The sequence below is a fragment of the Streptomyces sp. NPDC045701 genome (assembly GCF_056432045.1).
In genome coordinates, this window is sequence record NZ_JBWKJV010000007.1 from 202,502 (window position 1) to 222,372 (window position 19,871).

Genomic DNA, 19,871 nt, shown 5'->3' on the forward strand with positions numbered 1-19,871 from the left:
GCCGGGGCCGTGCGGCGTGGACTGCGACCACAGAGGTGATGATCTGCTGATCCGGCCGCGCGGGCGTGGCGGTGAGGGGACGACGCGCACGAAGTTCCCCCGGTCGTACGGGTGGCGTGCGGCAGCGCTCAGAGGAGGGGGCCGAGCGGACCGAGGTCGAGGTTGAGGTCCTCCGGTTCGAGTCCGAACCGTGTCCGCAGGAGTTCCATGCGGTCCTCCAGCAGCATCAGCGTGAGGCCGATCCGCTCCTCCTGCTCCTCGGTGAGGTCGCCCCCCTCGACGCGCCGCAGCGCCTGCCGCTCCATGAGCTGCCGCAGCAGTTCCACGACGGTGAGGACGAGGCGCGCGAGGTCGCGTTCGACGGTGTCGGGGTCGAGTTCCACCTTGCGGCGCGACGACGCGGTCACAGGTGCACCCCCCCGGACGGGCCGAAGGGTGAGGGGACGTCCTCGCTGACCGAGCTGATGAGGGCCTTGAGGTCGACGCGTACGAGGTCGACGTCGGCGATCCGGAGGGTCAGGTCGCCGCTGAGGACCACGCCGCCCGCGAGGAGCCGGTCCAGCAGGTCGACCAGGGCGATCCGCCGCTCGGCCAGGGGCTCCGGGGCCGTGGGTGTCACGGGGACGGTCATCGGCCGGCCTCCTGGGATGCGGGCGCGCCCGGCACCGCCGCGGGGGCGTCCTGCACCGCCGCGGGGGCGTCCTCGTCCGCGATGGCGGCGAAGGAGTACGGGGCCCAGGGCCCGGTGAGTTCGACGCGCACGCCGGGCTCGGACGCCGCCCCGACCAGCTCGACGAACTCCTCGCTGCGGGTGCGGTCCACCAGGTAGGCGGCGTTGAGCACATTGACGCCGGACGCTCCGGAGAGCCGGGAGTCCTGGGGGCGGTGGACGGTGCCGGCCTCGGCGTAACGCGACAGTTCCCCGTGCAGCCGGCGGCACAGGGCGTCGGCGCGCTGCCAGTCGCCCTCGCGGCTGCGGCGGGCGTTGAGCCGCCGGCGCAGGTAGTCCCGGCCGCTCGTACCGCTCGCGGGCTCCTCCGGCCCGGCCTCCTCGGCGGCCTGCGGCTCCGCGTACACCTTCACGCCCCACTCGACCCGGCCGTCCAGCCGTTCCAGGGCCCGTACGAAGCGGTCGTGGCCGTCCTCCAGGAGGCGCCGCACACCGCTGTCGTCGCGGCACACGGTCGCGAGCCGCAGCGGGAGGGGGCAGGTCACCGTGGACAGGGCGGCGATCACGGCGTCGTGGGCGCGCGCGGTGTCGGCCAGCCAGTCGAGGTCCTCCAGCCGGGCGCGCAGGGGCGCCTCGTCGAAGTCCTCGGGCGGCACGGCGCCGACGACGGCGACCAGGTCGCCGTGGCGCAGCAGCCGGGGCGGTTCGCCGCCGATCCCGTGGGCCCCCTCGGGCAGGACGCCCTCGAACGGTCGCGTGACGGCGTAGACGTAACGCAGCCGGTCGGTGGTGCTCATGCGGTGCGTCCCTCCAGTTCGGCGATCCGGCGCTGCAAGTCGGCGTTCTCACGGGCGAGTTCGCTGCCCTTGGCCCGGGAGGAGAGCGCCGGGTCGCTCTCCCACCAGTCGATGCCCATCTCCTTGGCGCGGTCGACTGACGCGACGACGAGCCGCAGCTTGATGGTCAGCAGCTCGATGTCCAGCAGGTTGATCTTGATGTCGCCGGCGATGACGATGCCCTTGTCGAGGACGCGTTCCAGGATGTCGGCGAGGTTCGCGCTGCTGCCTTCCGAGGCGTACGGGCTGGGCAGACCGCTGGGGCGTGGGGTGCTCATGGCTGTCTCGGGCCTTTCTCCAGGCGGTCGAGGAGCTCGTCCTCCCGGCGGTCGAATTCCTCTTCGTCGATCTCTCCCGCCTCCAGCATCGCGTTGAGGCGGGAGAGTTCGCGCTGTACGGCGGCGGGGTCGTAGTACTGCCGCTCGGCCTCCGCCACCACCTGGCGCAACACCCAGGCGGTGCCGCGCAGGGGCGCAGCCGGCAGCAGCAGCAGTTCTCCCAGCAGGCCCATGCTCGGTCCCTCCTCGTTCTACTCGACGAAGCTGTACGGCGGCAGCGGGCCGTTCACCTGGAGCTCCAGGTGGTGGTGGGCCTGCTGGAGCTTGTCGATCGCGGCGACGAAGCCGTCGGCGCGGTCCCGCTCGACCAGGAAGGAGATGTTGGCGAGCCAGCCGCCGCTCTCCGGGCCGGGGCGGATGTCGGCGGCCTCGGTCTCCAGCGCCTGCTGGACGAGCACCGCGTCGCTCGCCTCGCGCTGCTGGACGGCGGCGGCGACGCGTTCGCCGAGGGCGAGCTTCTGTTCGTAGGTGCCGCCTCCCGCCGCGCGGTTGGCCTCGCTGAGCTTGCGCAGCTCGGGGTTGTCGGCGAGCACCCGGTGCAGGACGGCTTCCTCGTCGTGGCTGGCCTTGACGTTGTACTCGACCTTGTCGTCGAGGGCCCGCAGCCGCTCCAGGTAGTGCTCCTCGCGGTCGCCGAGGACGGCGAGGACGGCGTCGTCGTCGGTCGACACGCCGCCGAAGCGCATGGGCAGGACCGCGCCGGCCGCGCCCGCCTCGGCGAGCACGTTCTGGTGGGCCATCAGGTCGCGCCGCTTGGGCCTGAGGTCCTCGGGCGCGTCGCTGACGAGCACGGCGAGGGCGCCCTGCTTGAGAACGCGGACGGGCTGCGGCGGGTCACCGATGCCGCCCATCTTCTCGGGCAGGCCGGGATGTGAGCTCCGCGCGATCCCGTAGACGTACGTGCTCACTCCGTCTCCTCCTTCTTACGGGACGACGTGCGGCTGGACGAGCCGCTGGACGAGCCCTTGAGGGCGTCCGAGATGGTTTCGGCGGCGCCGGAGAGCGCCCCCTTGGACTTGCCGCGGGCACCGGACTCGGTCATCTCGCCGACCAGGTCGGGCAGTCCGGGGTCCTTGCGGGGCCCGGCCTCCAGGTCGAGGCGGTTGCAGGCCTCGGCGAAACGGAGGTAGGTGTCAACGCTCGCGACGACGACACGGACGTCGATCTTCAGGATCTCGATGCCGACCAGGGACACACGGACGAACGCGTCGATGACGAGTCCGCGGTCCAGGACGAGTTCGAGGACGTCGTAGAGGCCGCTGCTGCCGCCGCCACTCTGCTGTGCCGGAACTACGGTCATGGTGGGGTGCCTCCCTCCCCTAGGAACGGTCGGACCTGCCGCGCTCGTAGCGGCGGACGCGCCGGTAGCCGCTGAGCTCACCGTTCGCGTCGACTTCGACCTCGTACGAGGCGAGCAGGCTCATGGTGTCGGGGACACGTGCCAGTTCGAGCACCTCGACGTTCAGCGTCCAGCCGTCCTCGGTGCGTTCGAACGACGACACCGACTCGGCTTCCATGCCGGTGAGTTCGGCGAGCTGGGCGCATGCGCCGCGCAACACCTGCATGGGGCTCGGCGACTGTTCCTGGGGCTGTTGTGATGCCCGGGCGCTTGTCGCCCGGGCGCTGGTGTCCTTCTGGGGATTCTCTGTGTTCTCTGATGTGTTCGCCATGGATGCCTCGCTCTCCTGGTTGCCGTGACTGGGATCCGCAAACCCTTGGCCTTGCCCGGTGCGGGTCAGCGCAGTGCGTCGAGACGCCGCCGGGCCGGGCCGAGGGCGCGCGGATGGGCGGCGAAGCCGTCCCACGGGGCGCTGCGGGCCTGTTCGAGGACGGTGCCGACGGTCCAGCGCCGGGCGTGGGTGGCCGGGTCGTCCAGTTGGTCCCAGCGCAGCGGCGTGGCGACGGGGGCGCCCGGCCTGGCGCGTACGGAGTAGGGGGCGACGGCGGTCTGGGCGTAGCCGTTGCGCTGGACGTCGAGGTAGAGACGGTCGCCGCGGGCCTGTTTGCGCGGTGCGGTGGTGAGGTGGTCCGGGTGGGCGGCGGCGAGGGTCTCGGCGACGTCGTGGGCGAAGGCGCGGACCTCGTCGAAGTCGCTGTGCCCGTCGAGCGGGACGATGACGTGCAGCCCTTTGGAGCCGGTGGTCATCAGCGCCGAGGGCAGCCGGAGCGCGTCGAGGAGTTCGCCGAGGAGGTGCGCCGCCCGGCGTACGGTGCCGAAGGCGTCCTCGGGGGTCGCCCCGCCGGAGGCGGGGGGAGGGTCGAGGTCGAACACCATGCGGTCGGGCGACTCCAGCCGGGTGGTCCGCGACTGCCAGCGGTGCAGCGTGACGCACGCCTGGTCGGCGAGGTGGACCAGGGTCGCGGTGTCGTCGCACACGGTGTGGGTGACGGTGCCGCCCTCCTTGGGCACCTCGACGCGGTGGACCCAGTCGGGGTAACCGGTGGGCGTGTCCTTCTGCATGAAGCGCGGTCCGCCGACGCCGTCGGGAAGCCGTTCCAGCATCAGCGGCCTGCCACGCAGGTGCGGAAGCATGTAGGGCGCGACGGACCGGTAGTAGTCGGCGAGGTCCGCCTTGGTGATGCCGTCCTCGGGGAAGAGGACCTTGTCGGGGCGGTGGATGTCGACGGTCCGGCGGCCGGCCCGTACGGCCCTGGCACTGCTCGTACTCATCGTGTGCTCCTACCCGGGCGCTCCTTGGCCACACGCCGGAACCCCGTTGCGGGGCGGTGGTGCGCGGGCGGAGGATCCGGTGCCATGAGTGTCCTGATGGAAACGCCCCGGCTGGTGCTGCGCACGGTCGGGGAGGACGACCTGGACGAGGTGCTGGCCCTCGACAACGACCCGGGCGTCATGCGGTACATCAACGGCGGTCGGCCCGTGTCGCGCGAGGAGGTGCGCACGGGGGCCCTGCGCCGGCTGACGGGGCCCGGTTTCTGGGCCGCCGTGGAGCGCGGCTCCGGCGAGTGGCTGGGCTGGTTCTCGCTGGAGCCGACGGGCGAGGCGGGAACGGTGGAGCTCGGCTACCGGCTGCACCGGTCGGCCTGGGGGCGGGGGTACGCGACCGAGGGCTCCCGTGCGCTGCTCGGGAAGGGCTTCCGGGAGCTGGGCGTGCGGCGGGTGGTGGCCCGGACGATGACGGTCAACGCGGGGTCGCGCCGGGTGATGGAGAAGTGTGGGCTGAGGTACGTCCGGACGTTCTTCGAGGAGTGGCCGGAGGTGATCGAGGGGTCCGAGCACGGGGACGTGGAGTACGCGCTGACGCGGGAGGAGTGGGCGGCGGGAGGCGCCGCCGCGCGAGCGGGCGGCTGACGCGGGTGCGCCTCGCCGCGTGTCGCGGCCGAGGGCCCGGCGGGCCGGGGCGTCGGCGGGGGCCGCCGGGCGGGTGGCTGTGTCCCGGCGCGCGGCCGGGACACAGCGGGGGTGGGACACGGCGGGGGCGGTGGGGTCAGGACGTGCCGACGCCCTCCACCAGCAGTTGCACGGCCGCGACGATCGAGTTGGCGTCGATGCCCGCCTTCCGCAGCTGTTCCTCGGGCGTCGCCGACGCCGGCATGTCGCGGACCGCGAGGCGGGCCATGCGCGGTGCGGGGCGGCCGTCGGAGAACGCCTCGGCGACCGCGTCCCCCAGGCCGCCCTCCGGGTGGTGGTCCTCCACGGTGAGGAGACAACCGGTGGCGGCGGCCGCTTCGGTGAGCGTTCCGGCGTCCACCGGCTTCACCGAGTACAGGTCGACGACCCTGACCGGGATGCCGTGGTCCGTCAGCAGGTCGGCGGCCTTCAGCGCCTCGTGGAGGGTGACTCCGGCGGCGACGATCGTGACCCTGTCGTCGTCCCCGTGGGTGCGCAGCACCTTGGATCCGCCCACCGGGAACGTCTCGTCCGGCCCGTACAGCACGGGCATGTCGCTGCGTGAGGTGCGCAGGTAGCGCACGCCCTTGAGGTCGGCCATGGTGGCCACCAGCCTGACCGTCTGGTTGGCGTCGCACGGGTACAGCACGGTGCTGCCGTGCACCGAGCGGAACATGGCCAGGTCCTCCAGCCCCATCTGGGACGGCCCGTCCTGGCCGATGGCGACTCCCGCGTGCGAGCCGACGAGGTTGATCCCGGCGCGGCTGACGGCCGCCATGCGGACGAAGTCGTACGCCCGGGTCAGGAAGGCCGCGAAGGTCGACGCGTACGGGACGTAGCCGCGCGTCTGAAGGCCCACGGCGGCGGCGACGAGTTGCTGTTCGGCGATGTAGCACTCGAAGTAGCGGTCGGGGTGGGCCTTGGCGAAGAACTCGGTCCGGGTCGAGTCGCCGACCTCGGCGTCCAGCGCGACGACGTCGGCGCGGGTGGACCCGAGTGCCTCCAGCGCGTGCCCGAAGGCGGTGCGGGTGGCGACGGCGTCGCCCACGTCGAAGCGCGGCAGCCGGGGTTCGGGGGGCTCGCCGTCGCCGTCGGGGACGGTCTTCCGCCCGGTGGCGTCCACCGGCCCGCGGACGTCGACGTGGAGGGAGCGCGGTCCGCCCAGCTCGGCGATCGCGGCGCGCGCGTCCTTGACGGGCTTGCCGTGGAAGCCCTCCAGGTCCTCGACGGCGGCGACGCCGCGGCCCTTGTAGGTGGCGGCGAGGATCGCGGTGGGTTGCCGGATGGTGGAACGGGCCTCGGCGAACGCCCGGTCGACGGCTTCCACGTCGTGGCCGTCGACCTCGATGGTGTGCCAGCCGAAGGCGTGCAGCCGCCGTTCGTAGGCGGCCAGGTGGTGCCCGTGGCGGGTCGGTCCCCGCTGGCCGAGGCGGTTGACGTCGACGATCAGGGTGAGGTTGTCGAGGTGGTTGTACGCGGCGTGCTCGACGGCCTCCCAGACGGAGCCCTCCGCCATCTCGCTGTCGCCGGACAGGACGTAGACGTGGTATGGGATGTCGTCGAGGCGCTTGCCCGCGAGCGCGATGCCCACGCCGACGGGCAGGCCCTGGCCCAGGGAGCCGGTGGCGACGTCGACCCAGGGCAGCCGGGGGGTGGGGTGCCCTTCGAGGCGGCTGCCGAGCTTGCGGAAGGTGAGCAGTTCGTCGTCGTCGACCGCCCCGGCCGCCTTGTACATGGCGTACAGCAGCGGGGAGGCGTGCCCCTTGGACAGGACGAGCCGGTCGTTGCCGGGGTGCTCGGGGCGGTCGAAGTCGAACCTCAGGTGATGGGCGAGGAGGACGGCCCCGATGTCGGCCGCCGACATGGACGACGTGGGGTGCCCGGAGCCGGCGGCGTCGGCGGCGCGGACCGCGTCGACGCGCAATTGCTGTCCGAGGGTGGCCAGTTCGTGGTAGTGCATGTCACTCCTTGCCGTTTCCGCCGCCACGGGTGCCGTGGTCGCCGCCGGGTCCGGCCGGGATGTGGGCCAGTTCGGGCGAGGCGGTGTCGAGAGGTACCTGCCAGGAGCGCAGCAGGCCGAGTTGGACGGCCTGCCGCGGCAGGACCGCGTCCAGCAGCCAGTCGGCGGCGACCCGCACCCGGTTGCCGGGCATCGCGGCCAGGTGGTAGCCGCGGGTCACGGCACCGGCGACGGGGCCGGACAGCTTGACGCCCATCGGGTTGGCGGCCGCCTTCACCCCGCCGAGGTCCACCGCGAAGCCCAGGTCGTTGTGCTTGTACGGGACCTCCTGGCCGAGCCCGAGGGAAGCGGCGACGTTGCGGGCGGCGACCTTGCCCTGCCGGGCCGCGTGCTGGGCCGTCATGGGCGTGAACTCGCCGGGCCGGGTCAGGTCCGGTACGGCGGCGGCGTCGCCGCACGCGAACACGTCGGGGTGGCCGGGGACGCCGAGCTGCGGGGTCACGACCAGCCGGCCGCGTTCCACGGGCAGACCCAGTTCGGAGACGAGCGGGTCGGGGCGCACGCCGACGCACCAGATCAGCGACCGGGTCTCCACGAACTCGCCGTCGTCCAGCAGCACCCCGTCGGGCTTCGACTCCTTGACGGACGTCTTGGTGCGCACGTCCACGCCCCGGCCGCGCAGCACTTCGTCGGCGGTGCGCGACAGGCTCTCGTCCAGGCCCGGCAGCACCCGGTCGGCGACGTCGAGGAGCAGCCAGCGGGGCTTCACCCCGGAGGGCCAGGCGGGCTGCTTGCGGACGAGCGCGTCGGTGAACATCTTGCCTTGGGCGGCGAGTTCCGTACCGGTGTAGCCGGCGCCGACGACCACGAAGGTGCAGCGCGAGGTGCAGTCGGCGGGGTTCCCGGCGGCCGAGGCCAGCTCGATCTGGCGGGTGATGTGGTCGCGCAGGTACAGCGCCTCGGGCAGGCCGCGGAAGCCGGTGGCGTTCTCGGCGACGCCCGGGATGGGCAGGAGCTTGCTGACGCTGCCCACGGCGAGGACGAGCCGGTCGTAGGTGAGCGTGCCCTCGGTGCCCTCGGGGTCGGTGTAGTGGACGGCGCGCCCGTCGAGGTCGACGTGGTCGGCCTGGCCGAGGACCAGCCGGACGTGGCGGAGGGTTCCGGGCAGGGAGACGGTGATCCGGCGGGGTTCCAGGACACCGGCGGTGACCTGGGGCAGCAGCGGGAGGTACAGGAAGTAGTCGGTGGGGTTCAGCAGCACGATCTCGGCCCGGCCGCGCAGGCTGCGGGAGAGGTGGCGTGCGGTGTGGTATCCGGCGAAACCGGCACCGACGATCACGACGCGCGGCAGGGCGCGGGAGCCGTCGGGGCGGCCGGAGCCGGAGGGGCCGGGGTACGGGCCGGGCGGGCTGACGGACGGGGTCACAAAACCTCCAGCGTCATGTCTGCGTAACGGCACAGCCGCGTGATGCGGACGGACCTTCCCGGTGCCCCCGAGCCCGCCCCCCAAACGCGGCATACCGGTCGCCGACCGGGCGCGGGCCCCTTGGGCGGCGACCGGCGGTGCGGGATCGTCGCACGGCCGGCGCACCCGCCGACCGCGCCCCTCGGTGTCCCTCCGGGCGTACGGCCGCCCACCCCCGCTCGTATCAGCATGCAAGATACGCGTATCAAGGTGTGACATGACCGCCTAGGCTGGCGGCACCAACGACCCGGCGCACCAAGGGAGTACGGCGATGGCCGACGCTGTCTACACGCATGGGCACCACGAATCGGTCCTGCGCTCGCACCGCTGGCGGACGGCCGCGAACTCCGCCGCCTACCTGCTGGGCGAGTTGCGGCCGGGGCTGCAGGTCCTGGACGTGGGCTGCGGCCCCGGCACCATCACGGCGGACCTGGCCGCGCTGGTCACCCCGGACGGCCGCGTGACGGCGGTCGACACGGCCCCCGGCGTACTGGAACAGGCCCGCGCCACCGCCCGCGAACGGAATCTGGACAACGTCCGCTTCGCGGTCGCCGACGTCCACGCCCTGGACTTCCCCGACGACTCCTTCGACGTCGTCCACGCCCACCAGGTGCTCCAGCACGTGGGCGACCCCGTGGGCGCGCTGCGCGAGTTGCGGCGGGTGTGCCGGCCCGGAGGGGTCGTCGCCGTACGTGACAGCGACTACGCGGCGTTCGCCTGGTACCCCGAGGTGCCGGTGCTGGACGAGTGGCTGGAGCTCTACCGGCGGGTGGCGCGCGCCAACGGCGGTGAACCGGACGCGGGCCGCCGGCTGCTGTCCTGGGCCCGGCGGGCCGGGTTCAGCGACGTCGAGACCACCGCCACCGCTTGGTGCTTCGCGACCCCCGAGGAGCGGGCGTGGTGGAGCGGACTGTGGGCGGACCGTACGACCGCCTCGGACTACGCCCGGCTCGCGGTCGACGGCGGACACGCGACGGGGCGGCAGCTGGCCGCGATCGCCGAGGGCTGGCGGGAGTGGGGACGTCAGGAGGACGGCTGGTTCCTGGTGCCGCACGGCGAGGTGCTGTGCCGGGGGTGACTCCGGGCACGCCGTCGGCCCTGGCGCAGGGCCCGCGATCCGGCGTACCGCGGCCGAATCGATCTCGCCGTCCGGCACGGTCAACTACCCTCACCCGTATGGAGATCCTCGGCACCACGCTGCGCGTCTGCGTCGACGATTTGGAGACCTCGGTGGTCTTCTACGAACGGCTCACCGGCAGCCGCGCGCTCCGCTTCGAGCGCGGCGGCGTGTCCGTGGCGGCGATCGGCTGCTTCCTGCTGATGAGCGGCCCCGAGTCGGAGCTGGAGATCCTGCGCAAAGTGGCGGCCACGATCGCCGTCGAGGACGTGGACGCCGCCCACACGACCCTCACCGAGGCGGGCGCCAAGGTGCTGGCGGGCCCGGTGCCGACACCCGCCGGGCGCAATCTGATCGCCGTCCACCCCGACGGCTCGGTCTTCGAGTACGTCGACCAGCGGCGCTGACGCCCCCCGGAGAGGCACCTGCTCGATTTGCGCGCTGCGGCCCGGGTCCGGACGTCGGCCCGCAGGGAGCGCTGCCGGTGCCCGGCGAGTCGCCCCGGCCGTACACACCTCCCATATCCCCTTTCACCCTGATTGCCCGGTTTCCAGCCGGGTAGGAGATGTCGTGGGACGTGTGCCGCATCGGCGCCCCGGCCGTTGCGGGCGACCGCCCAGGAGGTGACAACACATGGCCGTGGGCAAGAAGGCCAAGAACGTGGCCGAGACCGCCAAGGGGAAGGCGAAGGAAGCCACCGGACGGGCAACCGGCGACGAGAGCCTCAAGACGAAGGGGCGGGCCGAGCAGATCAAGGGCGACGCCAAGCAGACGGCGCAGAAGGCGAAGGACACGCTCAAGCACTGAACACCGGTGCGCCGCGGCCGGCGGATGACGCGCTCACCCGTCGGCCGTGATCGCCCAGCGTTCGTGGTCCCGCCAGACGCCGTCGACGAGGACGAACGCCGGGGAGAAGCCCTCCAGCCGGAACCCGGCGCGGCGCACGAGCGCCAGCGACGCCGTGTTGAGGGGCTGGATGTTGGCTTCCAGCCGGTGCAGGCCGAGCGGCCCGAAGGCGTGGCGGAGGACGAGACCGAGCCCTTCGCCCATCAGGCCGCGGCCCGCCGCGTGGGCGAAGGCGCCGTAGCCGAGCGTGCCACTGAGGAAGCCGCCGCGGACGATGTTGTTGATGTTGATGTACCCGGCGATCGCGCCGCCCTCCCGCTCGCACACCAGCAGCGGTTCGCAGTCAGGGCTCTCGATCCGGGCGCGGGCGTACGCGGCGTAGGCGGCGGCGGTGTCCGGCGGGAACAGCCACGGCCGGTGCAGGTCCCTGCTCTCGTGCACCCGCGCGATGAACTCGGCGCCGTCGTCGTGGCGGAAGTGCCGGATGGCGACACGCGGGCCTTCGGCCAGGTAGCGGGGGTGGGCGGCGTGCGGCGACATCGGGTCATGGTAGCGAGACGGCCGTCGAAGTGAGCTTTCGTACCGGCACCGTGGCCGCACGCCGCACTTTCACCCCCCCCCGGTGTGGACCCGCGCCGCCGCCCCCGGCAACCAGGATGTCGGATCCGGTGGCACGGGGGCGGTGGAGTGGGCCGTACGGGTGAGGCCGGGTCCGGCCGTCAGTGGTGGGCGACGACCAGTTGCGGCTCGTCGGCATCGGTGGAGTCGGCCGGGTCGGGGCGCTGGATGAGCAGCGCGGTGACGACGCCGATGCCGAGCAGTGCCAGCGCGGCGTACATGGCGTGCTGATAGCCGGCCTCGGTGACGCCCCGCGCGTCGCTGCCCGCGGTGATCATGGCCGAGGCGAGAGCGATGCCGAGCGAGGCGCCGATGCCGAAGCAGGCTCCGTTGAGGCCGGACAGGGATCCGGGCTTGTCCTTGGGAGCGGTGGTGACGGCGAGGCCGTTGAGGCCGGTGAGCATGAACCCGCCGTACGTGACGCCCAGCGCGGCGAGCGCGCCGACCAGAATCCACTCGTTGCGCAGGAACAGTGTGGCGAAGACGAAGATCACGAAGTTGGCGACGGCGCCGGCGACCACGATCGCGCGCCAGCCGATCCTCGGGCCGAGCCGCCCGGTCAGCGGGGCGGAGATCACGCCGATCAACTGGATGGGGGTGAGGAAGAGGACCGCGGCGGTGACGGCGCTCAGTCCGAGGCCGACGCGGGCGTCCTGGGAGAACAGCGGGATGGTGAGCGCGATCGCACCGAATGCGCCACCCAGGGTGCAGACGGTGGTGAGCAGCAGCGGCCAGGCGCGGCGGGAGGCGAGGACGTCGAGGTCGATGACCGGGTTGGGGGCGCTCCGCTGCGAGACGACGAAGAAGACGAGGGAGGCGACGCCGCCGAGCAGGAAGCCGAGCGTGAGCGGCGAGGTCCAGCCCCAGGCACCGCCCTGGGCGAGGCCGACCAGGATGCCGGTGAGACCGAGGGCGAGGGCGGCGATGCCCCGGGAGTCGAAGCGGGCGTCGGCGTCGGTGGTCGGCGGGACGTCGGGGACGTACCGGCGCACGCCGATCAGACCGGCGACGGCGATCAGGGTGGAGCAGACGAAGATGCCGCGGAAGCCGATGGTGTCGGCGATCTGGCCGCCCGCGATGGCGTCGACGCCGGCGAGGCCGCCGTTGACGGCGGTGATGATGCCGGCCGCCTTGCCGAATCCGGCCGGGGTGAGCAGCTGGTTCAGGGTGAGGAAGGCGAGGGTGAACATCGCGGCGGAGATGCCCTGGAGGATGCGGCCGGCGATGAAGACCTCGATGGTCGGCGCGAAGACGCAGGCCAGGTTGCCGATGATCAGGACGATCGCACAAACAATCATCATCGGCTTGCGGCCGCGCTGGTCGCTGAGGCGGGCGAGCGTGACCTGGCCGATGGCGGCCATCAGGAAGAACAGGGTCTGCGACAGGCCGGCGGCGGCCGTGGTCGTACCGAGGCGCTCGATGACGTCGGGCAGAGCGGGGCTGAGCATGGTCGCGTTGATCTGGTAACCGAGGACGGCCAGGACCATCGCCAGCAGCATGGGCCCTCGGCCCGCGAGGTCGGATTCGGCTCCGGATCGTGTCCGGCCGAGCGAGATGGACATGTCGGCCCCTTTGCCTTGGATGTCGCGTCGAGATCGCTTGGAGATCGCTTCAAGATCGGTACGGCACCCCATGCCCTTGTCAGACAAGTGCCGCTGAGTCAGATTGGAATCTACGCGCGTAAACGTCAATACCCTCCGACCAACTTTTCGAATTTCCGCAGCTCAGCGCCGCCGAATCGAGACCGGACGACCATTGCCCGCCGCTGCGAGGAGACATAGCTTGATGACAAGTGAGCCGAGGAGGGACATTGGTGGTCAGCAGCGCGGAACAGCGGAGACCGGTGGTGGTGCTGTACGAGCGGATCGTGGACGCCATCCACGCCGGCACCTACCCGCCCGGCTCGACCCTGCCTTCCGAGCCCAGGCTCGCCGCCGAACTGGGCGTGAGCCGCCCCGCGCTGCGCGAGGCCCTGCTGCTCCTCCAGGAGGACGGCCTGCTGTCGGTACGGCGCGGGGTCGGCCGGACCGTCGCCGACCGCCCTCCGCGGCGCGGCTTCGAGCACGTCCAGCCGCTGGAGGAGCTGATCGGCGCGGGCGCCCCCGCCCGCGTGCGCGCCCTGCTGCGGACGGTCGAGGAGCCGACCGACTTCACCGCGCAGCACCTGCTCGCGGCGTCCCGCGCCCGGCTCCGGTTCTGGGAGTCGCTGCTGGCGGCGGACGGTACGGCGGCGGCGCTCAGCCAGGAGTGGGCCGCCGCCGACGACGTCCTGGAGGCGGCCCACCCCGGTTTCGCCCGGGCCCTGGAGGCGGTCGCCGGCGCCCCGGACGCCGCCCGCACCTCGATGCTCGCCGTCCTGTCCGGAGCCTCGCGAGGGGTGCCGCTGACCGCGCACAGCAGCGTGACGGCGACGCTCGTCGGGTTGCGGCGCGGGGAGCAGCTGGGCCGGCCCGCCGACACCCCGGCGGTGCTGATCACCCAGGTCGTCCGAGCCAGGGACACCCCCGTCATGGCCGCCAAGCACATGCTGCCGACCGGCGCGGCGGCCCTCCCGGTCCTCCAGTCGAACTGACCGGCGCGGGGCCGGGGCCCGCCTCGGGCGCTTCCGGTGGGGTGTCAGCTGCGTCACGGCGTAAGGCCCAGAGCGTGGCGTACACTCCCGCACCATGCACTTGTCTGACAACTCCGCCGACGCCACGGCCGCCGACTGGATCCGCCGCGCCCCCAAGGCGGTCCTCCACGACCACCTGGACGGCGGACTGCGCCCCGCCACGATCATCGAGCTGGCCCGCGAGTGCGGTTACACCGGCCTGCCGACCGAGGACCCGGCGGCGCTGGGCGCGTGGTTCCGCGACGCCGCCGACTCCGGCTCGCTGGAGCGTTACCTCGAGACGTTCGCCCACACCTGTGCGGTGATGCAGACCCGCGAGGCGCTTTTCCGCGTCGCGGCCGAGTGCGCCGAGGACCTGGCGGCGGACGGCGTGGTCTACGCCGAGGTGCGGTACGCGCCCGAGCAGCACCTCGCGGCGGGGCTGACCCTGGACGAGGTCGTGGAGGCGGTGAACGACGGGTTCCGCGAGGGCGAGCGCCGCTCCGGCGGCCGGATCACCGTCGGCACGCTGCTGACCGGCATGCGCCACACCGACCGTTCGCTGGAGATAGCCGAGCTGACCGTCGCCCACCGCGAGCGCGGGGTGGCCGGCTTCGACATCGCGGGCGGTGAGATCGGCAACCCGCCCTCCCGTCACCTGCCGGCCTTCCAGCACCTGAAGCGGCACAACTGCCACTTCACCATCCACGCGGGCGAGGCCGTGGGCGCCGAGTCGATCCACGAGGCGGTGCAGGTGTGCGGCGCCGAGCGGATCGGCCACGGTGTGCGGATCACCGACGACATCGCCGAGGACGGCACCCTCGGCCACCTGGCCGCGTACGTCCGGGACAACCGCATCGCGCTGGAGGTATGCCCCACCTCCAACCTTCAGACGGGCGCCGCGAAGGACTACGCGACGCACCCGATCGACCAGCTGCGCCGCCTCGGCTTCCGCATCACGCTCAACACCGACAACCGCCTGGTGTCGGGCACGACCATGAGCCAGGAGTTCCAGCACATGGTGGACGCCTTCGGGTACGGCCCCGAGGTGTTCGAGGAGTTCACGGTCGCCGCCGTGGAGGCCGCGTTCCTGCCGCTGCCGGAGCGCCGCCGGATCATCGACGAGGTGATCCGCCCGGGATACGCGGCCCTCTAGACGGCCTGGTTCCACGAGCCCTGTCTCGGGGAACCGGGTCCACCGCGCGGTCCCGGGGAGCGGTTCTCCAGGGGCCGCCCTGCCGGCTGGGCTCCCCGGGCGGGCGTTCCTGTGGCGGCTCCCCGGGCCTGCCTCCTCGACCCGGCCCCTCGGATCCCGGGTCCCGGCTCGGCCCTCCGGTCCCGGTTCCCGGAGACGGCCCTTCTGGAGTCCGTCGCCGCGTTCGCGCCCCTGAAGCGGCGGTTCGGCAGCCGCGCGCGCTCGGTGCGCCCGCTCGGTGCGCGCGGTGGTCGCCGGGGGTCGCGGGCCCGTCGCCGCACCGGATGCGAACCCGTACGGATGTCCGGCGCTTCCGGGGGCAGGCGTAACGAGTGCCCGTCACCATGCGGTCAGTCATGAGCCCGGCACGTAGACGGGCCGGCGGGCGGACATCGGCAGGTGACGACAGGACGCAGGGAGCCCACATGAAGGTCCGCCCGTGGACGGTTCGACCGGACTTCCGGCTCACGGCCCAGGTGATGGCCGGCCGCTACCGGCTCGACGATCTGCTGGGACGTGGCGGCGGGGCCGACGTGTACGAGGGTCTCGATCTGCGGCTGCGGCGCCCCGTCGCGGTGAAGGTCCTCCGCCGGGAGGGTGAGGCGCTGACGGAGGACCACTTCGACAGCGAGGCGCGCCTGCTGGCCCGGTTGCAGCACCCCAGCCTGGTGACCGTGTACGACTGCGGCCGGGAGGACGGGCAGCCCTTCCTGGTGATGGAACTGGTCAGGGGCACGACGCTGCGCCGGCGGATAGCCCGCGCTCCGCTGGCGCCCGCCGAGGTCTGCCGCATCGGAGCCGCACTGGCCTCGGCGCTGGCGCACGTGCACGCGGCCGGGGTGGTGCACCGGGACGTGAAGCCGTCGAACATCCTCCTGGACGAGGCCGGCGCCCCGTACCTCACCGACTTCGGCATCTCCCGGCTGCTCGACAGTACCGTCCGCACGGCCACCGGCGTGCTGGTGGGCACCGCCGCCTACATGGCGCCCGAGCAGGTGCTCGGCAAGGGAGCCGGACCGGCCGCGGACGTCTACAGCCTCGGCCTGGTGCTCCTGGAAGCGCTGAAGGCGGAGCTGGAGTACGACGGAGCCCCGCTGGAGGCGGCGATCGCCCGGCTGCATCGGGCCCCGGTCGTCCCGCCGGAGCTTCCCGAGGGGCTCGCCGAGCTGCTGCTGGCCATGACCGCGGTCGAGGAGAGCGCCCGGCCGGACGCCCGCGCGTGCAGCCGGGCGCTGGCGGCGTTCGCGGCCGGCGCCGACTCGGGAGCACCCGCCGGGCCGCTTCCCGCCCCGGAAGGCGAACCGGGCGACCAGGACCCCGAGCCAGTCGTCGTGTCCACGGCACGCGAGGGGGCGGACGTCACGAGGTCCGCCCCCCGGGCTGCCGCCGGCCGCCACTCCCCCCGCAGGCACCGGGCCCGCCGCGCTCTGCTGACGGCGGGTTCCACCCTGGCCGCGCTGGGTGTCGCGCTGACCGGCTCCACCGGTGGCCTGCCGGCCGACGGCGGGGACGCCGCCGGCCCACCGCGACCGGCCACCACGGAGCCGGCGCGGCCGGCGTCCGACGGTCCCGGCCGCCCTTCCTCCTCCCCCACGACACCGGACTCCCCCACCACCGGCACCCGGCCACCCGCCGGCACCGAGCAGGCCGGTGCCAGGCAGGCCGGTGCCGGTGCCGGGCAGGCCGGTGCCGAGCGGGACCGCACCGAGGAGGCCGGGATCGAGGGGGAGAGCCGGACCGCGAAGGCCGTCGCCGTGAAGGACGACACCGTGGATGACGCCGCGGATGACGCCGCCGGCGCCGGTACCTCCCGCGCCCCCGCCGCCCCCAGCGACACGCCCGGCACGGTGGGGGCGGGGGACGTGCGGGAGCCGTCCCACGACCAGGGGAAGTCCGGGCAGGCGAAGGGGAAGGCGCCGAAGGCGAAGGACAAGGACTGACCGCCCGCCAACGCACCGCCAACGCTTCACCGCAGCGCGGGCACCTCCAGGGTGAGGGTGCCCGCGTCCGCGTCCAGGACGGCCGGTGTCCCGAGGGGGACGGTCAGGTTGGCCGGGCCGTGGCCGAAGCCCAGCTCCTCGACGACCGGAACGCCGAGGGGCGCCAACCGGTCCACGAGGGTGGCGCGGACCTCGGCGTAGGGGCCGCACTCCTCCCACGAGCCGAGGGCGATACCGGTGACGCCGTCGAACCGGCCGGCGCGCAGCAACTGGGTCAGGACGCGGTCGATGCGGTACGGCTCCTCGCCGACGTCCTCCAGCAGGAGCAGGCCGCCCCTCAAGGACGTGCGGGCGTGCGGAGTGGCGAGGCCGGCGGCGAGCAGGGCGAGGCAGCCGCCGAGGGTGACGCCCCGCGCCCGGCCGGGAACCATGGGCCGGGCGCCGTCGAGCCCCAGGGTGCGTACGGTCTCGGGCGCGAGGAGGGTGGCCCGCAGCGACTCCTGGGTGGTGGCGTCCCTGAGGAAGGTCACCGCCCCCGCCATCGGGCCGTGCAGCGTGGCCAGCCCCATCCGCCGGGCGAACGCGTCGTGCAGGGCCGTCACATCGCTGTACCCGATGAACACCTTGGGACCGGCGGCTCTCATCGCCGGCCAGTCGAGCAGGTCGACCATGCGCTGCGCGCCGTACCCGCCGCGGGCGCACATCACCGCGGAGACGGACGGGTCGCACCAGGCGTCCGTCAGGTCGCGGGCCCGGTCCTCGTCCGTCCCGGCGAGGTACGGCAACTCCGGGTGGACGTCCAGGGCGTGCGGCATCACGAGGGGGTCGAGCCCCCAGCCGCGCAGGACGGCGAGCCCGGCCAGGAGGCGGTCCTCGGGCACCGGGCCGCTGGGCGAGACGACGGCCACCCGGTCACCGGGGCGCAGGCGGGTGGGCCTGGTCAGTGGTGTGACCGTCACGTGCGCAGTTCCAGCGGCGGTACGTCCGTCCGGGTGATCCCGAAGACCTGGACGTACAGGGCGAGTTCCGCCTCCAGCGCCCGGACCACGGTGTCGGCCCTGCGGAAGCCGTGTCCCTCCCCCGCGAAGGCGATGTACGCGTGCGGGATGTTCCGCCCCGCCATCGCCGCCAGGAACCGCTCGCTCTGCGCGGGCGGGCAGATGACGTCGTCGAGCCCTTGCAGCAGCAGGAACGGCACGGTGATCCGCTCGACCTGGGCGAGCGGCGCGCGCTCCCGGTACCGGCCGGGGACGTGCGCGGGCGGCCCGATCAGGGACTCCATGTAGCGGGACTCGAAGTCGTGCGTCTCCTCCGCCCATCCTTCGAGGTCGAGGACCGGGTAGAGCAGCGTGCCGCAGGCGTACACGCCGGTGGCGGCCAGCGACGCCGCGGCCGTCCAGCCGCCCGCGCTGCCGCCCCGGATCGCGAGCCGGGCAGGGTCGGCGGTGCCCTCGGCGGCGAGCGTCTCCGCGACGGCGGCGCAGTCCTCGACGTCGACGACGCCCCACTGGTCCCGCAGCCGGTCGCGGTAGGAACGGCCGTACCCGGTGGAGCCGCCGTAGTTGACCTCGGCGACACCGATGCCGCGCGAGGTGAAGTACGCGATTTCCAGGTCCAGGACGAGGGGCACGTGTGCGGTGGGGCCGCCGTGTGCCCACACCACGTAGGGCGGCAGTTCGTCGTCGGGCGCGATCCGGTCGGGGTTGTGCGGCGGGTAGATGTGGGCGTGGATCTCCCGGTCGTCCGGCCCGGTGAAGGTGCGGATCTGTGGCTCCGGGTAGTACGCCGGGTCCACGGAGTCGCCGTGTCCGGAGCCGATGACCCGGGTGCGGCCGGTGCGGGTGTCCAGCTCCACCACTTCGTAGCCGCTGCGCGGGCTGGCCGCCACGCCGACGACGCGCGTCCCGTTCCCGGCGAGGGTGGCGGCCCATTCGGTCCAGGGTCCGGGGGCGTCGACCACTTCGCCGGTCTCGGGGTCGAGTATGCCGAGGCTGGTGGCGCCCTTGCCGTGGATGACGGCGATCGTCCCGTCGTCCAGCGGCTGGAACCACTTCAGGCCGATCTTCCAGAGCGGCCCGCCGAACTCCTCCGCCCGCCCCGTGCACAGGGCGGCCGGCCGCGTGTCGCCGGGCCTCATCCGCTGGAGTTCCCACCAGCCGCTGGCGTCGGAGACGATCAGCAGCGACCCGTCGAGGGCCCAGTCGGCCTGGCAGACCGCCTCGTCCGCGCCGCCGGCGATCGCCCGCGCCCCGGTGAACGTGCCGTGTTCCGTGACGTCGGCGGCCATCACCACCGTGCCGTCCCACGGCATCCGGGGGTGGTCCCAGGCGAGCCACACGGCCCGCCTCCCGTCCGGCGAGAGACGCGGCCCGGTGACGAACCGGTGCCGGTCGTCCGTCAGCTCCCGGACCGCTCCCCGGTCCTCGGCGGCCGATCCGTCGAGCGGCACGGCCGCGACGACCCGCCGCACCTCGCCCGGTCCGGGGCCGGTGAACTCCTCCAGGACGCACCACACCTCGCCCCGGTCGAGGTGGATCACGGGGTCGACCCAGCGCAGTCCGCCGCCCACACCGGACAGCGGGGTGAGCGGCACCGGGGCCGCGTCACCGTCCGGCTCGTACACGTAGAGCCGCTGGTCGGGGAAGTGGCTGAAGACGACGAGCGGGGCGGTGGCCGTACCGCGCACCGCCCCCGCCCAGGGCTGTCCGCCGTACTCGACCACCCTGCTGCGCACGTTCCACGGGGCGGGGAGCACGGGCTCCTCCGTGCCGTCCGGGCGCCGGCGCACCAGGGCGCGTCTGCCGCCCTCGGCGGGCCGCGGCTCGGTCCACCACACTTCGTCGCCGACCACGCCGACGTACTCGGGACGCCCGCCGTGCGCGGCGGCGATGTGTGCGTCGATCGGTGACGGCCAGGTGCCGTAGGCCCCCGTGGGTACCATGTCCGG

Annotated in this window: 22 protein-coding genes; 7 read left to right on the forward strand and 15 right to left on the reverse strand. The window is 73.4% G+C overall.

The genetic code is table 11. The annotated features are described in order from the left end of the window. Positions 1-128: 128 nt before the first annotated feature. The 9 genes from AC07DW_RS11505 to ligD all read right to left on the reverse strand — a co-directional run bounded on the left by AC07DW_RS11505 (position 129) and on the right by ligD (position 4,515). Positions 129-407 (reverse strand): gas vesicle protein K, encoded by a 279-nt coding sequence (locus AC07DW_RS11505; protein ID WP_478857423.1) that lies wholly within the window; start codon positions 405-407, stop codon positions 129-131. Then, positions 404-631, reverse strand: coding sequence for a gas vesicle protein (locus tag AC07DW_RS11510; RefSeq protein ID WP_478857424.1), 228 nt, complete (start codon positions 629-631; stop codon positions 404-406). Before AC07DW_RS11510 ends, AC07DW_RS11505 begins: the two co-directional genes overlap by 4 nt. Further along, positions 628-1,467, reverse strand: coding sequence for a GvpL/GvpF family gas vesicle protein (locus AC07DW_RS11515; protein ID WP_478857425.1), 840 nt, complete (start codon positions 1,465-1,467; stop codon positions 628-630). Before AC07DW_RS11515 ends, AC07DW_RS11510 begins: the two co-directional genes overlap by 4 nt. Further along, positions 1,464-1,784 (reverse strand): gas vesicle protein, encoded by a 321-nt coding sequence (locus tag AC07DW_RS11520; protein ID WP_478857426.1) that lies wholly within the window; start codon positions 1,782-1,784, stop codon positions 1,464-1,466. Before AC07DW_RS11520 ends, AC07DW_RS11515 begins: the two co-directional genes overlap by 4 nt. Further along, positions 1,781-2,017, reverse strand: a complete 237-nt coding sequence (locus AC07DW_RS11525; protein WP_478857427.1) for a gas vesicle protein GvpG — start codon at positions 2,015-2,017, stop codon at positions 1,781-1,783. Before AC07DW_RS11525 ends, AC07DW_RS11520 begins: the two co-directional genes overlap by 4 nt. Positions 2,018-2,035: 18 nt before the next feature. Continuing rightward, positions 2,036-2,752: a GvpL/GvpF family gas vesicle protein gene (locus AC07DW_RS11530; RefSeq protein WP_478857428.1), complete on the reverse strand. Its 717-nt coding sequence runs from the start codon at positions 2,750-2,752 to the stop codon at positions 2,036-2,038. Continuing rightward, positions 2,749-3,144: a gas vesicle structural protein GvpA gene (locus tag AC07DW_RS11535; RefSeq protein WP_478857429.1), complete on the reverse strand. Its 396-nt coding sequence runs from the start codon at positions 3,142-3,144 to the stop codon at positions 2,749-2,751. The genes AC07DW_RS11530 and AC07DW_RS11535 overlap by 4 nt, the downstream gene beginning before the upstream one ends. Before the next feature lie 19 nt (positions 3,145-3,163). Beyond that, entirely contained in the window at positions 3,164-3,514 is a 351-nt protein-coding gene (locus tag AC07DW_RS11540; RefSeq protein WP_478857430.1) for a gas vesicle protein GvpO, read from the reverse strand. Positions 3,515-3,579: 65 nt separating this feature from the next. Next, complete coding sequence (gene ligD / locus AC07DW_RS11545; RefSeq protein ID WP_478857431.1) at positions 3,580-4,515, reverse strand: non-homologous end-joining DNA ligase; 936 nt, start codon at positions 4,513-4,515, stop codon at positions 3,580-3,582. An 84-nt stretch (positions 4,516-4,599) separates the two neighbouring features. On the opposite strand from ligD, the gene AC07DW_RS11550 reads away from it, so the two are divergent. Continuing rightward, positions 4,600-5,154 (forward strand): GNAT family N-acetyltransferase, encoded by a 555-nt coding sequence (locus tag AC07DW_RS11550; protein ID WP_478857432.1) that lies wholly within the window; start codon positions 4,600-4,602, stop codon positions 5,152-5,154. A gap of 136 nt (positions 5,155-5,290) precedes the next feature. Here the strand turns inward: AC07DW_RS11550 and AC07DW_RS11555 are convergent, their stop codons facing one another. Together AC07DW_RS11555 and AC07DW_RS11560 are read right to left on the reverse strand one after the other, a co-directional pair. After that, positions 5,291-7,153 carry a transketolase gene (locus AC07DW_RS11555; protein WP_478857433.1) on the reverse strand — a complete coding sequence of 621 codons (1,863 nt, stop codon included), beginning with the start codon at positions 7,151-7,153 and terminating at the stop codon, positions 5,291-5,293. Position 7,154: 1 nt separating this feature from the next. Next, positions 7,155-8,492, reverse strand: coding sequence for an NAD(P)/FAD-dependent oxidoreductase (locus tag AC07DW_RS11560; RefSeq protein ID WP_478857492.1), 1,338 nt, complete (start codon positions 8,490-8,492; stop codon positions 7,155-7,157). Between the two features lie 397 nt (positions 8,493-8,889). On the opposite strand from AC07DW_RS11560, the gene AC07DW_RS11565 reads away from it, so the two are divergent. The 3 genes from AC07DW_RS11565 to AC07DW_RS11575 all read left to right on the forward strand — a co-directional run bounded on the left by AC07DW_RS11565 (position 8,890) and on the right by AC07DW_RS11575 (position 10,542). Next, positions 8,890-9,696, forward strand: coding sequence for a methyltransferase domain-containing protein (locus tag AC07DW_RS11565; protein WP_478857434.1), 807 nt, complete (start codon positions 8,890-8,892; stop codon positions 9,694-9,696). 98 nt (positions 9,697-9,794) lie between these two features. Beyond that, positions 9,795-10,142, forward strand: coding sequence for a VOC family protein (locus AC07DW_RS11570; RefSeq protein ID WP_351812551.1), 348 nt, complete (start codon positions 9,795-9,797; stop codon positions 10,140-10,142). A gap of 226 nt (positions 10,143-10,368) precedes the next feature. Continuing rightward, positions 10,369-10,542, forward strand: coding sequence for a CsbD family protein (locus AC07DW_RS11575; RefSeq protein ID WP_478857435.1), 174 nt, complete (start codon positions 10,369-10,371; stop codon positions 10,540-10,542). 33 nt (positions 10,543-10,575) lie between these two features. Here the strand turns inward: AC07DW_RS11575 and AC07DW_RS11580 are convergent, their stop codons facing one another. Both AC07DW_RS11580 and AC07DW_RS11585 read right to left on the reverse strand, forming a co-directional pair. Next, positions 10,576-11,121, reverse strand: a complete 546-nt coding sequence (locus tag AC07DW_RS11580) for a GNAT family N-acetyltransferase (RefSeq protein WP_478857436.1) — start codon at positions 11,119-11,121, stop codon at positions 10,576-10,578. A gap of 179 nt (positions 11,122-11,300) precedes the next feature. After that, entirely contained in the window at positions 11,301-12,761 is a 1,461-nt protein-coding gene (locus tag AC07DW_RS11585) for an MFS transporter (RefSeq protein WP_478857437.1), read from the reverse strand. Between the two features lie 251 nt (positions 12,762-13,012). Between AC07DW_RS11585 and AC07DW_RS11590 the strand changes: the two genes are divergently transcribed. The 3 genes from AC07DW_RS11590 (at position 13,013) to AC07DW_RS11600 (ending at position 16,924) form a co-directional block, all read left to right on the forward strand. After that, positions 13,013-13,771, forward strand: a complete 759-nt coding sequence (locus AC07DW_RS11590) for a GntR family transcriptional regulator (protein WP_478857438.1) — start codon at positions 13,013-13,015, stop codon at positions 13,769-13,771. Between the two features lie 94 nt (positions 13,772-13,865). Beyond that, a complete protein-coding gene (locus tag AC07DW_RS11595; protein WP_478857439.1) occupies positions 13,866-14,945 on the forward strand; it encodes an adenosine deaminase in 1,080 nt (359 codons plus the stop codon). 464 nt (positions 14,946-15,409) lie between these two features. Further along, a complete protein-coding gene (locus tag AC07DW_RS11600) occupies positions 15,410-16,924 on the forward strand; it encodes a serine/threonine-protein kinase (RefSeq protein ID WP_478857440.1) in 1,515 nt (504 codons plus the stop codon). Positions 16,925-16,950: 26 nt separating this feature from the next. Here AC07DW_RS11600 and AC07DW_RS11605 read toward each other — a convergent pair whose 3' ends face one another. Both AC07DW_RS11605 and AC07DW_RS11610 read right to left on the reverse strand, forming a co-directional pair. Next, complete coding sequence (locus AC07DW_RS11605) at positions 16,951-17,883, reverse strand: S66 peptidase family protein (RefSeq protein WP_478857441.1); 933 nt, start codon at positions 17,881-17,883, stop codon at positions 16,951-16,953. Next, positions 17,880-19,865: a prolyl oligopeptidase family serine peptidase gene (locus tag AC07DW_RS11610; RefSeq protein ID WP_478857442.1), complete on the reverse strand. Its 1,986-nt coding sequence runs from the start codon at positions 19,863-19,865 to the stop codon at positions 17,880-17,882. The genes AC07DW_RS11605 and AC07DW_RS11610 overlap by 4 nt, the downstream gene beginning before the upstream one ends. Positions 19,866-19,871: the final 6 nt, after the last annotated feature.

Coding starts and splice junctions, on each gene's coding strand:
- AC07DW_RS11510 (WP_478857424.1), bottom strand. CDS start 631: ATGACCGTCCCCGTGACACCCACGGCCCCGGAGCCCCTGGCCGAGCGG.
- AC07DW_RS11515 (WP_478857425.1), bottom strand. CDS start 1,467: ATGAGCACCACCGACCGGCTGCGTTACGTCTACGCCGTCACGCGACCG.
- AC07DW_RS11520 (WP_478857426.1), bottom strand. CDS start 1,784: ATGAGCACCCCACGCCCCAGCGGTCTGCCCAGCCCGTACGCCTCGGAA.
- AC07DW_RS11525 (WP_478857427.1), bottom strand. CDS start 2,017: ATGGGCCTGCTGGGAGAACTGCTGCTGCTGCCGGCTGCGCCCCTGCGC.
- AC07DW_RS11535 (WP_478857429.1), bottom strand. CDS start 3,144: ATGACCGTAGTTCCGGCACAGCAGAGTGGCGGCGGCAGCAGCGGCCTC.
- AC07DW_RS11540 (WP_478857430.1), bottom strand. CDS start 3,514: ATGGCGAACACATCAGAGAACACAGAGAATCCCCAGAAGGACACCAGC.
- ligD (WP_478857431.1), bottom strand. CDS start 4,515: ATGAGTACGAGCAGTGCCAGGGCCGTACGGGCCGGCCGCCGGACCGTC.
- AC07DW_RS11550 (WP_478857432.1), top strand. CDS start 4,600: ATGAGTGTCCTGATGGAAACGCCCCGGCTGGTGCTGCGCACGGTCGGG.
- AC07DW_RS11555 (WP_478857433.1), bottom strand. CDS start 7,153: ATGCACTACCACGAACTGGCCACCCTCGGACAGCAATTGCGCGTCGAC.
- AC07DW_RS11565 (WP_478857434.1), top strand. CDS start 8,890: ATGGCCGACGCTGTCTACACGCATGGGCACCACGAATCGGTCCTGCGC.
- AC07DW_RS11570 (WP_351812551.1), top strand. CDS start 9,795: ATGGAGATCCTCGGCACCACGCTGCGCGTCTGCGTCGACGATTTGGAG.
- AC07DW_RS11575 (WP_478857435.1), top strand. CDS start 10,369: ATGGCCGTGGGCAAGAAGGCCAAGAACGTGGCCGAGACCGCCAAGGGG.
- AC07DW_RS11580 (WP_478857436.1), bottom strand. CDS start 11,121: ATGTCGCCGCACGCCGCCCACCCCCGCTACCTGGCCGAAGGCCCGCGT.
- AC07DW_RS11585 (WP_478857437.1), bottom strand. CDS start 12,761: ATGTCCATCTCGCTCGGCCGGACACGATCCGGAGCCGAATCCGACCTC.
- AC07DW_RS11595 (WP_478857439.1), top strand. CDS start 13,866: ATGCACTTGTCTGACAACTCCGCCGACGCCACGGCCGCCGACTGGATC.
- AC07DW_RS11600 (WP_478857440.1), top strand. CDS start 15,410: ATGAAGGTCCGCCCGTGGACGGTTCGACCGGACTTCCGGCTCACGGCC.
- AC07DW_RS11610 (WP_478857442.1), bottom strand. CDS start 19,865: ATGGTACCCACGGGGGCCTACGGCACCTGGCCGTCACCGATCGACGCA.